This is a genomic window from Psychrobacillus sp. INOP01, from assembly GCF_018140925.1.
In the GTDB taxonomy this organism is placed as follows: domain Bacteria; phylum Bacillota; class Bacilli; order Bacillales_A; family Planococcaceae; genus Psychrobacillus.
In genome coordinates this window covers 2,149,815-2,167,171 of record NZ_CP073315.1, presented here as the reverse complement: position 1 = coordinate 2,167,171, position 17,357 = coordinate 2,149,815, and the positions used below count along the sequence as shown (strand labels likewise).

The 17,357-nt window shown below is 41.1% G+C and carries 8 protein-coding genes, 3 rRNA genes and 1 other annotated feature; of the genes, 1 reads left to right on the top strand and 10 read right to left on the bottom strand.

From position 1 onward, the window contains the following. Nucleotides 1-35 precede the first annotated feature (35 nt). From serS to pdxS, 3 genes are all read right to left on the bottom strand, one after another. The gene (gene serS, locus KD050_RS10960) at nt 36-1,310 is read right to left on the bottom strand and encodes a serine--tRNA ligase (RefSeq protein ID WP_211892428.1); all 1,275 of its coding nucleotides are present in this window, start codon (nt 1,308-1,310) and stop codon (nt 36-38) included. 55 nt (nt 1,311-1,365) lie between these two features. Next, nucleotides 1,366-1,584 (bottom strand) — a binding site (T-box leader). 23 nt (nt 1,585-1,607) lie between these two features. Then, on the bottom strand, nt 1,608-2,201 hold the full coding sequence (gene pdxT / locus KD050_RS10955; RefSeq protein ID WP_211892427.1) for a pyridoxal 5'-phosphate synthase glutaminase subunit PdxT: 594 nt from the start codon (nt 2,199-2,201) through the stop codon (nt 1,608-1,610). A gap of 1 nt (nt 2,202) precedes the next feature. Further along, nucleotides 2,203-3,093 (bottom strand): pyridoxal 5'-phosphate synthase lyase subunit PdxS, encoded by an 891-nt coding sequence (pdxS, locus tag KD050_RS10950; protein WP_211892426.1) that lies wholly within the window; start codon nt 3,091-3,093, stop codon nt 2,203-2,205. A gap of 104 nt (nt 3,094-3,197) precedes the next feature. On the opposite strand from pdxS, the gene KD050_RS10945 reads away from it, so the two are divergent. Further along, a complete protein-coding gene (locus KD050_RS10945) occupies nt 3,198-4,610 on the top strand; it encodes a MocR-like pyridoxine biosynthesis transcription factor PdxR (RefSeq protein ID WP_211892425.1) in 1,413 nt (470 codons plus the stop codon). A 28-nt stretch (nt 4,611-4,638) separates the two neighbouring features. Here KD050_RS10945 and KD050_RS10940 read toward each other — a convergent pair whose 3' ends face one another. The 7 genes from KD050_RS10940 to gyrA form a co-directional block, all read right to left on the bottom strand. Further along, nucleotides 4,639-5,973 (bottom strand): serine hydrolase, encoded by a 1,335-nt coding sequence (locus KD050_RS10940; protein ID WP_370627059.1) that lies wholly within the window; start codon nt 5,971-5,973, stop codon nt 4,639-4,641. 137 nt (nt 5,974-6,110) lie between these two features. Continuing rightward, complete coding sequence (gene guaB, locus KD050_RS10935; protein WP_211892424.1) at nt 6,111-7,577, bottom strand: IMP dehydrogenase; 1,467 nt, start codon at nt 7,575-7,577, stop codon at nt 6,111-6,113. Between the two features lie 771 nt (nt 7,578-8,348). Beyond that, nucleotides 8,349-8,464: ribosomal RNA gene (gene rrf, locus KD050_RS10930) — 5S ribosomal RNA — on the bottom strand. Between the two features lie 181 nt (nt 8,465-8,645). Continuing rightward, a 23S ribosomal RNA gene (locus KD050_RS10925) occupies nt 8,646-11,574 on the bottom strand. 197 nt (nt 11,575-11,771) lie between these two features. Beyond that, nucleotides 11,772-13,325, bottom strand: a 16S ribosomal RNA gene (locus KD050_RS10920). The 16S, 23S and 5S rRNA genes sit together here, the layout of an rRNA operon. A gap of 263 nt (nt 13,326-13,588) precedes the next feature. Further along, on the bottom strand, nt 13,589-14,695 hold the full coding sequence (locus tag KD050_RS10915; RefSeq protein WP_211892423.1) for an HD-GYP domain-containing protein: 1,107 nt from the start codon (nt 14,693-14,695) through the stop codon (nt 13,589-13,591). A gap of 128 nt (nt 14,696-14,823) precedes the next feature. Beyond that, a complete protein-coding gene (gene gyrA, locus KD050_RS10910) occupies nt 14,824-17,349 on the bottom strand; it encodes a DNA gyrase subunit A (RefSeq protein WP_211896152.1) in 2,526 nt (841 codons plus the stop codon). Nucleotides 17,350-17,357: the final 8 nt, after the last annotated feature.

The window sequence follows — 17,357 nt, the reverse complement described above, 5'->3', positions numbered from 1 at the left end:
AGAAAGGCTGGGCTTCTTTCTTGCCCGTTATTTTATTACTTTATAACTGTTTTTCCACCCATGTAAGGAACAAGAACTTCTGGAACTACTACTGTTCCATCTGCTTGTTGGTAATTTTCTAAAATAGCCGCCACTGTGCGTCCCAGTGCTAATCCACTACCATTTAAAGTATGCACGTACTCAGGTTTCCCTCCAACTTCACGACGGAAACGAATTCCTGCACGTCTAGCTTGGAAATCCTCAAAGTTACTGCAAGAAGAAATTTCTTTATATTCACCATAACTTGGTAACCAAACTTCTAAATCGTATTTCTTCGCAGCTGTAAAGCCTAGATCTGCAGTACACATATGAAGTTTACGATAAGGTAGGCCTAACAGTTGTAATACTTTCTCTGCATGACCAGTTAAAAGTTCTAGCTGCTCATAAGAATCTTCAGGCTTCACAAAGCGAACTAACTCTACTTTGTTAAACTGATGTTGACGTATTAATCCACGAGTATCGCGACCTGCAGAGCCTGCTTCAGAACGGAAACATGCACTAAAAGCAGTGAATGCTTGCGGAAGTTCTCCCCCATCTAATATCTCATCTCTATAAAAATTTGTTACGGGTACTTCTGCTGTTGGTATTAAGAAGTAATCCTCTTCCCCAATTAGGAACGCATCCTCTTCAAATTTTGGCAGCTGTCCAGTCCCTGTTAAACTTGTACGGTTTGCTAAATAAGGTGGCAGCATTTCTTCATAGCCATGCTCTTCTGCATGTAAATCCATCATGAAGTTTAACAATCCACGTTCTAGTCTAGCTCCTAGACCACGATAAAACGCAAAACGACTTCCTGTCACTTTTGCAGCACGTTCAAAATCTACCAATTTTAAATCTGTAGCAATATCCCAATGTGCTTTCGTTTCAAAATCAAATGAAGGAACTTCTCCCCATTTAAGTATTTCTACATTATCATCCTCAGAATCACCGATTGGAACACTGTCATGCGGAACATTAGGGATACGCATCATCATATATTCAAACTTTTCTTCAACGTCACGTAACTCATCATCTAATGCTTTTATTTCATCGCCTACTTCACGCATACGTGCAATAAGATCATCCGCATTTTCTTTATTTCGTTTCATCAAAGAGATTTTTTGAGAAAACTCATTTCTTTCAGCCTTCAACACTTCTGTTTTCGCAATTAATTCTCGACGCTTTTGGTCTAAAGGTTGGAATTGATCAAACTCCGAAATATCTTCTCCACGCTTAGCTAGTTTTGCTTTTACTGTTTCATAATTATCTCTTACAAATTTTACATCTAACATATATAACTCCTCCTTAGAATTTTCGAAAAAACGACAAAAAAGCCCCCGTCCCATGAAAAGGGACGAGAGCATACCCGCGTTGCCACCCTGATTGATCCAGTCATAGACGGAATCCACTTACTTGTAATGTAACGGCTTTTCAACCGGCACGACTTACTAATCATTCAGCCGCACAACTCAAAGGACGGATTCACAAGTGTTTATATCAGCTTTCACCACCCGCTGACTCTCTAAAAAAAACGTGCTTGTTACTGCTTCCTATCATCGTTTTTGATTCATGAAATTACTCATACTTTACTATACGTGAACTTCTTTTGCAAGACTTTCCTTTACCATCTCTACAAAATATGCCGTAATCCGATGATCATCAGTTAACTCGGGATGAAAAGAGCATCCTAACAAATGACCTTGTCTTACCATCACGATTCTATCCTCATAAGTTGCCAGTATTTCAACATTTCCCTCTACATTTACAATATGTGGTGCTCGTATAAATACCGCTGGAAAACCATCTGCAACACCTTCAATATATAAATCTGTTTCAAAGCTATCCACCTGTCTCCCGAAAGAGTTACGTTCTACAGTAGCATCCAGAGCACCTAAATGTGAATAATCATACCCCACTAGGTCTTTAGCAAGTAGGATTAATCCTGCACAAGTTCCATACATCGGTTTACCATCTAATGCAAACTTCTGTAGTGGTTCTAACATATCAAATCGATCAATCAGCTTTCGCATTGCTGTACTTTCTCCTCCAGGGAGTATTAATCCATCCACTAACGCTAAGTCTTCCACACTTTTTACTGTTAAAGCCTCTGCTCCACTCGCTTCAATTGAGCAAATATGCTCACTAACTGCTCCTTGAAGAGCTAGAACACCTATTTTAACCATATTACCACCCTCTATCTTGCATACGATCTCCGGCAGATAAACGAGAAATTTCGATTCCCTTCATCGGGATTCCTAAATCTTTTGAAATCTCTACAAGTAATTTATAATCTCGGAAATGTGTTGTTGCTTCTACAATGGCTTTAGCAAATTTCTCTGGTCGTTCTGACTTGAAAATCCCAGACCCTACAAATACACCATCTGCTCCAAGCTCCATCATTAGAGCCGCATCTGCAGGAGTCGCTACTCCACCTGCTGCGAAGTTTACAACCGGTAATTTACCAGCATGTTTAATTTGTAATAAAACATCATACGGTGCACCCAAAATTTTGGCTTCCGTCATTAGTTCATCTTCGCTCATATGTACAATTTTACGAACCTGTGAATTTACTTTACGTAAATGACGCACTGCTTCTACAATGTTTCCTGTTCCAGGTTCTCCTTTGGTACGGAGCATCGAAGCTCCTTCTCCAATTCGACGTGCTGCTTCCCCAAGATCTTTACATCCACATACAAAGGGTACTGTAAATTCACTTTTGCGTAGATGATATTCTTCATCTGCTGGAGTTAGTACTTCTGATTCATCAATATAGTCAACGCCCATTGCTTCTAAAATACGTGCTTCTGTAATATGACCAATACGCGCTTTGGCCATCACTGGAATTGTTACTGCCCCCATTACCTCTTCCATAATGCGGGGGTCCGCCATACGAGCTACTCCTCCTGCTGCACGAATATCGGATGGTACCCGTTCTAATGCCATAACTGCAACTGCACCTGCTGCCTCGGCAATTTTTGCTTGCTCAGCATTAATAACGTCCATAATAACGCCACCCTTTTGCATTTCAGCCATTCCTCTTTTTACTCGATCTGTTCCTGTTAAATTAGTTGCCATAATTAATTTCCCTCCATTATCTTTATAAACTTTAGTATAATAAATTATGACCCTATGAGAAGCATCAGAAATAAATTAAATGAAGTGGTCAGATTGGAGAAAAGATGGATTTTTTAATGTTTCAGCTAGTACAAGAATCAAAAACTCCACTATATGAACAACTATATCGTGCTATAAAAGAAGCAATTATAAACGGAACGATTGAAGAAGGTATTAAGCTTCCCTCTAAAAGAAAGCTGGCTGATTATTTAGCTGTCAGTCAAACGACTATTGAATTTGCCTATAGCCAGTTAGTTGCTGAAGGATTTATCTCCTCTGAACCTAGACGTGGATACTTCGTTCAAAATTTAGAAGAATTAGCTATCATTGAACAGGATACCCCCACCATAATGCCAGAAGCAAATGATGCATATTCCTTTTCTATTGATCTTTCTCCAGGAAAAATCGATACAGATTCATTTCCTTTTGAGACTTGGAGAAAATATGCGAAGGACATTGTAAATGAGGAAAACAAAGACCTTCTTCAGTTAGGCCATCCTCAAGGAGATTATGGGTTGAGACAGCAAATCTCTTCTTATTTGTTCCAATCTAGAGGAGTGAAATGTACGCCTGAACAAATTATTCTAGGCTCAGGTACTGAACAAATTATGCCACTCATCATTCATTTACTTGGAGATAAAGCAGTGTATGGATTTGAAAATCCTGGATATCCTCTTACGCATCATTTATTTTTTAAAGATAGTAGGAAATCTGTACCTATTCCAGTAGATGACGATGGGGTCGTAGTCGCTAAACTAGAAAAGTCTTTTGCTAATGTGATGTATGTAACTCCCTCCCACCAATTTCCGACTGGAGCAGTATTATCGGCAACTCGACGCAGCCAGTTACTTGCGTGGGCATACCAGCAGGATAATCGATATATTATTGAAGATGATTACGATAGCGAGTTTAGGTATACGGGCAAGCCTATTCCCTCCCTCCAAGGTATCGATCAAAATGAGCGGGTCATTTATTTAAGCACGTTTTCTAAATCACTAATGCCCTCTTTAAGAATAGCCTATGCAGTATTACCAAAATCACTTCTCTTACAATATAAACAACGATTTTCCTATTATTCCGCTACGGTTCCTCGAATGGATCAGCATATACTAGCAAACTTTATGGAAGATGGGTACTTTGCAAAACATTTAAATAGAATGAGAAAGATTTATAAACGAAAATTAGAAATTATTACGAAAACTATTATGCAATACGAGCCCACAATTACAATCTCTGGAGAACAGGCAGGTATGCATATATTGTTAACTATTCAAACAACTAAAACAGAGGCAGAATTAGTAACCCTTGCGGAACAAGCTGACATTCGGATATACGGTCTTCAGGAATATATTTCATCGGAATTAGAGGAAAAGACGCTTCCAAAGCTCGTATTAGGGTTTGGAGGATTAAAAGTAGAGGAGGTTGCTTCTTCCATTCATCAGTTAATGCATGCTTTAGAAATAACAAAAACACTGTAACTCTAATGAGCTACAGTGTTTTTGTTATTTAAAATAATCCACCTATAAAGTCTGTTGTGCTATTCCATAAGTTTCCGAAAAACTTACCAATACCTTGAAACATTAAACTAAACCAGCTAGCACGTTCTACGGCCTCAGTAGTTACTACGTCCGTTTCTGCTGCTTGATCAATTATATAGCCATAGTCAGTTCCTTCGGATTTCTCTAAGTGAACTTTACCAACAACTGTATCCTTCTTTATATCTGCTTCAAGCGTCTCTTTGCTCGCCGTAAATACAGGCTTGTACAATTCTTTTTCATTTGTCTTAATGACCATAGAAATAGGATCCTTCACAGCTATTGCTACTGTGTCCGCTTTCCCTTTTTCTACTTTTAATGTCTCTTGTTCTGGAATTTTATATCCTGCTGGAACAATTTCTTCTTTAGAAAATTGGGAGAATCCATAATCTAATAAGGCTCTAGTTGCATCAAAACGTGCTTTGTATGAACCTTTTCCATTCGCATCTACTGCTTTCATTACCACAGAAATAACACGCATTCCGTTCTTTTGAGCAGTTGCAGTAAAGGAATGCCCAGCAAATTCTGTTGTTCCAGTTTTTAATCCATCTACGCCTTCGTATTCATATACTAAACCTGGTAACATCCAGTTCCAGTTACTCATCTCTATTGCATCAGAAGTTCCTGCACGGAATGTCTTTTTGGCAATCTTCGTTGTTTCTAAAACTTCAGGAAAATCGTTCATTAAATGATATGCAAGAATTGCTACTGATTTAGCGGGCATTACGTTTTCATCAGAAGCATTAGTACTTGCTGGATGCATTCCTTGTAAGTCTCCATTGTTTAGGCCTGAAGAATTGACAAACTTATATCCTTCTAATCCCATTTCGGCTGCTTTTTCGTTCATTAGATTGATAAAATTATCTTCGGTTCCTGCAATTGTCTCTGCAATTGCAATAGTAGCTGCATTTGCTGAGTATATAGCCATCGCTTCATAAAGCTCTTGAATAGAATAGCTACCATCCTCACGTAGTGGTACATTACTTAAACGACGATCTTGAGAGATTTTGTATGTATATTCAGTAACATTGTATTGTTGATCCCATGTTACTTTACCTTCTTCTATTGCTTCAAATAACAAATACTCCGTCATCATTTTCGTCATACTAGCTATACCTAGTGCTGTCTCAGAATTCTCTTCATATAGGATTTTTCCTGTTTCTGCATCAATTAAAATTGCTGCATCTACATTTAAATTCAAGCTTTCCTCTGCTTTTGTAGCAGCAGGCATACCACATACTACTGACACAAGAAACATCGGAAGTACTAGCCATTTTATCATTGATGTCATCCAAACCTTCTTCACTATCGTACCTCCACCTTTTGTTATTATCATTGCTTATTTTATCACACTTTAGCATGCTAGGACACTTGTATACAAAAAAGCACCCATTCGTCCTAGTTTAAGACGACGAATGAGTGCAAAAGTTTCTATATAATTACTTATGATAGAGAGTAGTTTGGAGCTTCTTTCGTGATTTGAACATCATGTGGATGACTTTCACGTAATCCTGCACCAGTCATACGGATAAACTGTGCATTTTCTCGTAGGTCTTCAAGTGTACCTGTCCCACAATACCCCATTCCTGCACGAACACCACCTAGTAATTGGTGAACAGTATCAGAAAGTGGTCCTTTATAAGGAAGACGACCTTCAATACCTTCTGGAACTAGTTTTTTTGCATCCTCTTGGAAATAACGGTCTTTTGAACCTTTTTCCATAGCAGCAATAGATCCCATTCCACGATAAGTTTTAAAACGTCTACCTTGGAAAATTTCTGTCTCTCCGGGACTTTCTGTTGTACCTGCAAGTAAGCTACCTAACATAACTACATGTCCACCAGCAGCTAACGCTTTTACGATATCACCTGAATACTTAATACCACCGTCAGCAATAATTGTTTTACCAGCCTTGCGAGCTTCTGTTGCACAATCGTATATAGCTGTAATTTGAGGAACCCCAACACCTGCTACAACACGAGTTGTACAAATAGACCCAGGTCCAATACCAACTTTGACAACATCGGCACCTGCCTCAAATAAAGCCTTTGTTGCTTCACCAGTAGCGACATTTCCAGCAACAATATCTAATTCTGGATATGCACTACGAATTTCTTTTACTGTATTTATAACACCTTGAGAATGACCATGTGCCGTATCAATAACAATTACATCTACTTGAGCTTCTACAAGTTTCTGTACTCTTAGCATCGTATCTGTTGTAACGCCTACCGCAGCACCTACTAACAAACGTCCGTGATGATCTTTTGCAGCATTCGGGAATTCAATCACTTTTTCAATATCCTTAATTGTGATTAAGCCTTTTAGCATTCCATTTTCATCAACGATAGGTAATTTTTCAATTTTATATTGTTGAAGGATTTTCTCAGCATCCTCGAGAGTTGTTCCTACGGAAGCTGTAACCAATTGTTCCTTTGTCATTACATCGTCAATTTTTAAAGAGTAATCCTGAATAAAGCGTAAATCACGGTTAGTGATAATGCCGACTAATTGTAAATCTTCTTCATTGTTTACAATAGGGACACCAGAGATTCTATATTTCCCCATCAAATGCTCAGCATCATATACTTGATGACTTGGAGTTAAGAAGAAAGGATCCGTAATAACACCATTTTCCGAACGTTTAACTGTTTGCACTTGCTCGGATTGTTCCTCAATACTCATGTTTTTGTGAATAATTCCAAGCCCACCTTGGCGTGCCATTGAAATCGCCATTTTAGCTTCTGTTACCGTATCCATACCTGCACTAATCATCGGGATATTTAATTTAATTTTAGACGTTAGTTGCACCGATAAATTGATATCCTTTGGTAGTACTTCTGATTGAGCTGGAACTAATAAAACATCATCAAATGTTAAGCCTTCTTTTTGAAATTTAGATTCCCACATTTCGCTGAATTCCTCCTCGTTAAATAAATATTATTACAAGGTTATCAGCGCTTCACACAAGTGTCAAGAAACCTTGAATAATATGTTTATTCGGACTTTTCTTGCATTAGTGAGAAAGAGTTAAAACTCTGTTTTATTTAGCATATAGTTACATAAATTAATTAATATTTAATGTTTATTAAGAGTTGAGTTAGCTAGGTATTTTCCATTTTATAAATTTATGCTTAGTAGGTTAGTAATCTTAAGAATCCACGACTCTCTGAGATTAACAATAGCAACATAAGAATTGTGCCAGCTCTTTTTAAGAGAAAAAACTTGTTTTTTTCCTGTTTCCAATTACCTCTGGACTATCTTTGCTATATCATTATCGTGGTATATCGAGAGAAAGAAAGTTTCCCATTTTTATGCATAGCAAAGCTCTATAAGATAGATACTGTCTATCTTTATGTTGTATATTTTTTTCCTTGTTTTAGAAATCAAACTTAGTTCGCGACATCCTGGTGCTCCTACTCAAAGCTCGTCGCAAAATAAAAATATTTTGCAACGTCTGGCTACCCCACATCCAGTGGGTCTTCAACAAGTGCTAGAAGAATTGCAATATATTGCTCACTATGTCTATAATCGCTCTTCAGAAGAGATCCGTGGGCTAGGGGGATTATTCGAGACCATTTCGTTTCTGAATAAAATGATCACTAAAAGCCACTGTCATCTTTCCAACTATACATATAAAAAAGCCGCTACCGATAATTCGGTAACGACTTTTTCTTTGGTGCCCAGCGACGTCCTACTCTCACAGGGGGAGACCCCCAACTACCATCGGCGCTGAAGAGCTTAACTTCCGTGTTCGGTATGGGAACGGGTGTGACCTCTTCGCCATCATCACTAGACTCTACGGCTTCCAATACACATCGTACTTCTTCGTCAACTTCATTCGTTCGGTCAGTCACGTACGTTAGTACGTTCCTTTCCTCTCTCAATTGTTTCCTCGAACTACTCGTGTCTTGAAACCCTTAACAGAGTGCTTGTTCACTCAAAACTGGATAAACGACATTGTTACGTTAAACAAATTTGGTTAAGTCCTCGATCGATTAGTATTCGTCAGCTGCACGTGTCGCCACGCTTCCACCCCGAACCTATCTACCTCATCGTCTTTGAGGGATCTTACTTACTTGCGTAATGGGAAATCTCATCTTGAGGGGGGCTTCGTGCTTAGATGCTTTCAGCACTTATCCCGTCCACACATAGCTACCCAGCGATGCTCTTGGCAGAACAACTGGTACACCAGCGGTGTGTCCATCCCGGTCCTCTCGTACTAAGGACAGCTCCTCTCAAATTTCCTGCGCCCACGACGGATAGGGACCGAACTGTCTCACGACGTTCTGAACCCAGCTCGCGTACCGCTTTAATGGGCGAACAGCCCAACCCTTGGGACCGACTACAGCCCCAGGATGCGATGAGCCGACATCGAGGTGCCAAACCTCCCCGTCGATGTGGACTCTTGGGGGAGATAAGCCTGTTATCCCCGGGGTAGCTTTTATCCGTTGAGCGATGGCCCTTCCATGCGGAACCACCGGATCACTAAGCCCGTCTTTCGACCCTGCTCGACTTGTAGGTCTCGCAGTCAAGCTCCCTTCTGCCTTTACACTCTTCGAATGATTTCCAACCATTCTGAGGGAACCTTTGGGCGCCTCCGTTACACTTTAGGAGGCGACCGCCCCAGTCAAACTACCCGCCTGACACTGTCTCCTACCCGGGTTACGGGTATGGGTTAGAATTTCAATACAACCAGGGCAGTATCCCACCGACGCCTCCTCCGAAGCTGGCGCTCCGGGCTCTAAGGCTCCTGCCTATCCTGTACAAGTTGCACCAAAATTCAATATCAAGCTATAGTAAAGCTCCACGGGGTCTTTCCGTCCTGTCGCGGGTAACCTGCATCTTCACAGGTACTATAATTTCACCGAGTCTCTCGTTGAGACAGTGCCCAGATCGTTACGCCTTTCGTGCGGGTCGGAACTTACCCGACAAGGAATTTCGCTACCTTAGGACCGTTATAGTTACGGCCGCCGTTTACTGGGGCTTCAATTCGCACCTTCGCTTGCGCTAAGCACTCCTCTTAACCTTCCAGCACCGGGCAGGCGTCAGCCCCTATACTTCACCTTACGGTTTTGCAGAGACCTGTGTTTTTGCTAAACAGTCGCCTGGGCCTATTCACTGCGGCTCTTCTAGGCTATGCACCCAAAAGAGCACCCCTTCTCCCGAAGTTACGGGGTCATTTTGCCGAGTTCCTTAACGAGAGTTCTCTCGCTCACCTTAGGATTCTCTCCTCGACTACCTGTGTCGGTTTGCGGTACGGGCACCTATCACCTCGCTAGAGGCTTTTCTTGGCAGTGTGAAATCAGGAACTCCGGACATACGTCCTCGCCATCACAGCTCAATGTTACAGAATGCGGATTTGCCTACATTCACACCTTACTGCTTGGACATGCATAACCAACAGCATGCTTACCCTATCCTTCTGCGTCCCCCCATTACTCAAACGGTGGTTTGGTGGTACAGGAATATCAACCTGTTATCCATCGCCTACGCCTATCGGCCTCGGCTTAGGTCCCGACTAACCCTGAGCGGACGAGCCTTCCTCAGGAAACCTTAGTCATACGGTGGACGGGATTCTCACCCGTCTTTCGCTACTCATACCGGCATTCTCACTTCTAAGCGCTCCACCAGTCCTTCCGGTCTGACTTCAACGCCCTTAGAACGCTCTCCTACCACTGATACCAAAGGTATCAATCCACAGCTTCGGTGATTTGTTTAGCCCCGATACATTTTCGGCGCAGCGTCACTCGACCAGTGAGCTATTACGCACTCTTTAAATGATGGCTGCTTCTAAGCCAACATCCTGGTTGTCTAAGCAACGCCACATCCTTTTCCACTTAACAAATACTTTGGGACCTTAGCTGGTGGTCTGGGCTGTTTCCCTCTTGACTACGGATCTTATCACTCGCAGTCTGACTCCCAAACATAAATCATTGGCATTCGGAGTTTGTCTGAATTCGGTAACCCGGGATGGGCCCCTAGTCCAAACAGTGCTCTACCTCCAAGATTCTAACGTTTGAGGCTAGCCCTAAAGCTATTTCGGAGAGAACCAGCTATCTCCAGGTTCGATTGGAATTTCTCCGCTACCCACACCTCATCCCCGCACTTTTCAACGTGCGTGGGTTCGGACCTCCAGTAAGTGTTACCTTACCTTCATCCTGGACATGGGTAGATCACCTGGTTTCGGGTCTACGACCACATACTCATTCGCCCTATTCAGACTCGCTTTCGCTGCGGCTCCGTCTTCTCAACTTAACCTTGCATGTAATCGTAACTCGCCGGTTCATTCTACAAAAGGCACGCTATCACCCATTAACGGGCTCTAACTACTTGTAGGCACACGGTTTCAGGATCTATTTCACTCCCCTTCCGGGGTGCTTTTCACCTTTCCCTCACGGTACTGGTTCACTATCGGTCACTAGGTAGTATTTAGCCTTGGGAGATGGTCCTCCCGGATTCCGACGGAATTTCACGTGTTCCGCCGTACTCAGGATACACTCAAGAGAGAATGAATTTTGGACTACGGGGCTTTTACCCTATCCTGCGGACCTTTCCAGATCGCTTCGTCTAACTCATTCCTTTGTAACTCTATGTAGAGTGTCCTACAACCCCAAGAGGCAAGCCTCTTGGTTTGGGCTATTCCCGTTTCGCTCGCCGCTACTCAGGGAATCGATTTTTCTTTCTCTTCCTCCAGGTACTTAGATGTTTCAGTTCCCTGGGTGTGTCTCAGATGCGCTATGTATTCACGCAAATGTACTGCTCCATTACGAACAGTGGGTTTCCCCATTCGGAAATCTCCGGATCAAAGCTCACTTACAGCTCCCCGAAGCATATCGGTGTTAGTGCCGTCCTTCGTCGACTCCTAGTGCCAAGGCATTCACCGTGCGCCCTTATTAACTTAACCTAAAAGTTAAAAAGTCTTACACATCATGATTACCGAAGTAATCACAACTTGAATTTCTTGTTGTTTATTGTTTCAATGTCGTTTTATCCAGTTTTCAAAGAACAAGTATCGAATCTTCATATAAAAATGAACATTCAAAACTGAACTGCAAAACGTTAAGATACAGATAAAAATCTGTATTCCGATATTATCCTTAGAAAGGAGGTGATCCAGCCGCACCTTCCGATACGGCTACCTTGTTACGACTTCACCCCAATCATCTGTCCCACCTTCGGCGGCTGGCTCCCGTAAGGGTTACCCCACCGACTTCGGGTGTTACAAACTCTCGTGGTGTGACGGGCGGTGTGTACAAGGCCCGGGAACGTATTCACCGTGGCATGCTGATCCACGATTACTAGCGATTCCGGCTTCATGTAGGCGAGTTGCAGCCTACAATCCGAACTGAGAACGGTTTTATGGGATTTGCTCACCCTCGCGGGGTTGCGACCCTCTGTACCGTCCATTGTAGCACGTGTGTAGCCCAGGTCATAAGGGGCATGATGATTTGACGTCATCCCCACCTTCCTCCGGTTTATCACCGGCAGTCACCTTAGAGTGCCCAACTGAATGCTGGCAACTAAGATCAAGGGTTGCGCTCGTTGCGGGACTTAACCCAACATCTCACGACACGAGCTGACGACAACCATGCACCACCTGTCACCGCTGTCCCCGAAGGGAAAAGCCTATCTCTAGACCGGTCAGCGGGATGTCAAGACCTGGTAAGGTTCTTCGCGTTGCTTCGAATTAAACCACATGCTCCACCGCTTGTGCGGGCCCCCGTCAATTCCTTTGAGTTTCAGTCTTGCGACCGTACTCCCCAGGCGGAGTGCTTAATGCGTTAGCTGCAGCACTAAGGGGCGGAAACCCCCTAACACTTAGCACTCATCGTTTACGGCGTGGACTACCAGGGTATCTAATCCTGTTTGCTCCCCACGCTTTCGCGCCTCAGCGTCAGTTACAGACCAGAAAGCCGCCTTCGCCACTGGTGTTCCTCCAAATCTCTACGCATTTCACCGCTACACTTGGAATTCCGCTTTCCTCTTCTGTACTCAAGTCCCCCAGTTTCCAATGACCTTCCACGGTTGAGCCGTGGGATTTCACATCAGACTTAAAGGACCGCCTGCGCGCGCTTTACGCCCAATAATTCCGGACAACGCTTGCCACCTACGTATTACCGCGGCTGCTGGCACGTAGTTAGCCGTGGCTTTCTAATGAGGTACCGTCAAGGTACGAGCAGTTACTCTCGTACTTGTTCTTCCCTCACAACAGAGTTTTACGATCCGAAAACCTTCTTCACTCACGCGGCATTGCTCCATCAGACTTTCGTCCATTGTGGAAGATTCCCTACTGCTGCCTCCCGTAGGAGTCTGGGCCGTGTCTCAGTCCCAGTGTGGCCGATCACCCTCTCAGGTCGGCTACGCATCGTCGCCTTGGTGAGCCGTTACCTCACCAACTAGCTAATGCGCCGCGGGCCCATCCTGTAGTGACAGCCGAAACCGTCTTTTAACATCTCCCCATGTGAGGAAATGGATTATTCGGTATTAGCCCCGGTTTCCCGGAGTTATCCCAATCTACAGGGCAGGTTGCCCACGTGTTACTCACCCGTCCGCCGCTAAATCAGAAGAAGCAAGCTTCTTCGTCATTCGCTCGACTTGCATGTATTAGGCATGCCGCCAGCGTTCGTCCTGAGCCAGGATCAAACTCTCCATAATAGAGAACTTAAAAAGCTCATTTGTTTTGCTGGCATCATCATTAAATGATGTCAAAATTGTTTTGCTATCAAACTAACTAAGTTAGTTGATAAGCTGTATGTCTTAACGTTTTGCATGTTCAGTTTTCAATGTTCATGTTGTTGTAATGTCGTTTTGGCGACTTCTATATAATATCAAGTCCTCAGGAATTTGTCAACACTTTATTGAGAAATAATATTAAACTCTTTCCTCTACTAATAAAAGACGAAAGAGTTTAGCTTAAATTAGCTCATAATACTCTCTATATGAATGGATCTATTTGCTGCTAAATCTATTATTTTACCACTGTCAGTTAATCGAACCATTGGACGCATCGGAGAATCTCTATGTAAGAAAACTACTTCTCCTTTTTCACCAGTTGATAGAAGAACACTAGTTGAAATAGGTAGAGACCCAACTAACTCTATGAATTTATTAACTACTTCTATATTATACTTTCCAAACTCTTCTTCTCGAATCATTTCTAGAACTTTAAAAGAAGAACTTTTAGCACGGTAAATACGTTCTGAAGTCATCGCATGGTAGACGTCAGCTACCGCTATTATTTGAGAGTAAACAGAAACATCATTCAATTTATCGCTTTTCGGATAGCCACTCCCATCTAAACGTTCATGATGTTGAAATATTGCTAATTTCATTTCAGGTTTTAGTAAAGGGCTATCTTTAATCATTTGAAAACTATAAATAGTATGTTTTTTTACCTCTGAAAATTCTGATTCCGTGAGATTAGACTTTTTATCTCTTATCTTTGGATCCACTTTTGCCATACCTATATCAGCCATTAAACCAGCTGTAGCCATTTGCGTTATTTGACCCGAAGGATAATTTAACTTTTTAGCTATTGCCCCTGAAATAATTCCAACAGCTATAGAATGATGTGCAATATATTTATCCATCTTAGAATACATATTTAACAGAGAAAATACTTGTTTTTCTACCATTGCTTTTTCGACTAAAGGCATAATAATATTCCGTAGCTTTGCCACATCTACTTTCATGCCTGCTTCCCAGCCAATATATTCTTTATAGAAACTATCTACAGCCTTTTTATATAATTGAACAAAACTCGTGTCAACTAGTGGCTTGTCTTCTATATGAGGAGATTCTTCTTTATCTTCAAATAACTTTTTTATCTCTTCTTCTGATCTATTAAAAACATTTTCTAGGACAACGGGTACTTTAGTTATATTAAAAGCACTCAAAACTTGAATAAGTTCTCTAGTTACCTTTGACTCTTTATGAATTATAGGCGAGTTAGTATTAACTAATATATCTTCTGCGATTATAGTACCTAATTTCAATTCCTCTAGATTAATGAGGGTTTGGTTCATTTAGAATTCCCCTTTTCAAACGTTTCTTTAATTATACTAAATACTCATATTGAAAGTATATGGAAAATGTTTTACCCAGATACATAAAAACACCCATAAACAGTATTGTTTATGGGTGTTTGTTAAATTTATTCGGTTTGTTCTTCTGTTAAAGATGACTCTATTTCAATTGTAGATCCTTCTTCTAGATTATCTATGATTTCTACATTTTCTTCATCGTCATCTTCTTCTTTTTCAACTTTTGCTACAGTAGAAATTAGCTCATCTCCTGCTAGCCTCATTAAACGGACTCCCTGCGTACTACGACCAGTTTTAGAAATATCTTTTACATCCATACGGATAAGCATTCCATTAATCGTGATCAGCATTAAGTCTTCTGTGCCATTAACTGCCTTAACAGCTGATAAAGGACCATTTTTGTCTGTGATTTGACAAGTTTTAACACCCATCCCACCACGACTTTGTAAACGATATTCAGACTCTGGAGTACGTTTACCATATCCATTTTCTGTAACAACTAAAATTTCTTGATCAGGTTCGATAATCTCCATACCTACTACATAGTCATCATCTTTCAAACGAATCCCTCTTACTCCTCCAGCAGTTCTACCCATGGAGCGTATATCGGTTTCTTCGAATCGAACTAATTTACCTTGGCGAGTACCTATAATGATTTGTTTATCGCCATTAGTTAAACGAACAGCAATAAGCTCATCTTCCTCACGTAACGAAATAGCAATCAATCCATTTGCACGGATATGCGCAAATCCAGTTACAGGAGAACGTTTCGTTACTCCATACTTCGTTGTAAAGATAAAATAATTTTCTTCTTCAAACGATGCCATTGGAATCATAGCAGTAATATGTTCGTCTTTCTCAACACCTAATAGATTTATAATCGGTAAGCCTTTTGCAGTACGACCATATTCAGGGATCTCGAATCCTCGAGCTCGATAAACTTTCCCTTTGTTTGTAAAGAAGAGAATTGTATCATGTGTTGATGTGTACAATAGATGCTCTACAAAGTCATCTTCATTTGTACCCATACCTTGAACACCACGACCGCCTCTTTTTTGACTCTTATACGTATTAGCAGGTAAACGTTTAATATATCCTTTGTTTGTTAAAGTAAGTACAGAATTTTCTATTGGGATTAAATCTTCATCCTCTAAAACTTCTGCTCCTCCAGCAACAATTTCAGTTCGACGTTTGTCCGCATAGCGATCTTTAATCTCGGAAATTTCTTCTCTAATTATTTCAACTACACGATACTCATTTGCCAAGATGAATTTTAGTTCTTCAATCAATTTCAATAAGTTGTTATATTCTTCTTCAATTTTATCACGTTCTAAACCAGTTAAACGTTGTAGACGCATATCTAGAATAGCCTGCGCTTGTCTTTCGGATAAATTGAATGTCTCTATCAATCCATTTTTTGCTTCTTCACCTGTTTGTGAAGCTCGGATTAACTTGATAATTTCATCGATATGATCTAAAGCAATTCGAAGTCCCTCTAAAATATGTGCACGGTCTTCAGCTTTGTTCAGTTCAAACTGAGTACGACGACGTATTACCACTTTTTGATGTTCTAAGTAATAATAAAGCATTTCTTTTATGTTCAAAACTTTTGGTTGGTTGTCCACTAATGCAAGCATATTAACCCCAAAGCTTGATTGTAATGCAGTTTGTTTATATAAGTTATTTAATAATACATGAGAATTCGCATCCTTACGTACCTCAATAACAATTCGCATTCCATTACGATCAGATTCATCCGCTAAATGGGTAATACCATCGATTTTTTTATCGCGTACTAACTCAGCGATTTTCTCTATTAATCGAGCTTTATTTACCTGATATGGTAATTCTTTAACAAGAATAACTTCTTTACCACTCGATTTTACTTCAATCTCTACTTTTGCACGAATTAATATAGAGCCTCTACCTGTTTCATAGGCACGGCGAATACCACTACGGCCTAAAATAATACCACCAGTTGGGAAATCCGGTCCAGGTATAATAGACATCAACTCTTCAATTGTAATTGCAGGGTTTTCAGCTAAAGCCAATACTCCGTCAATTACTTCTCCTAAATTATGTGATGGAATATTCGTAGCCATCCCAACAGCAATTCCAGAAGCACCGTTTACAAGTAAGTTAGGATATCTACTAGGTAACACAACTGGTTCTTTTTCTTGTCCATCGTAGTTGTCTTTGTAATCGATGGTATTTTTATTAATATCTCGCAATAATTCTAAAGCAATTTTGGACATACGTGATTCCGTATAACGCATAGCTGCTGCCCCGTCCCCATCGACAGAACCAAAGTTTCCATGACCATCTACAAGCATATAACGGTAACTAAAGTCTTGCGCCATACGTACCATTGCATCATAAATAGATGAGTCACCATGTGGATGGTATTTCCCCATTACGTCTCCTACAATACGAGCCGATTTTTTATGAGGTTTATCAGGTGTATTCCCCAACTCTTGCATACCATATAAAATTCGACGATGTACAGGCTTTAGCCCGTCACGAACGTCTGGTAAGGCACGGGATACAATTACACTCATCGCATAGTCTAGAAATGAGGTTTTCATTTCTGTACTAATATTGATCCCCTTCACGCCTTTATTCGGTATTTCTGACATCCTAAAGA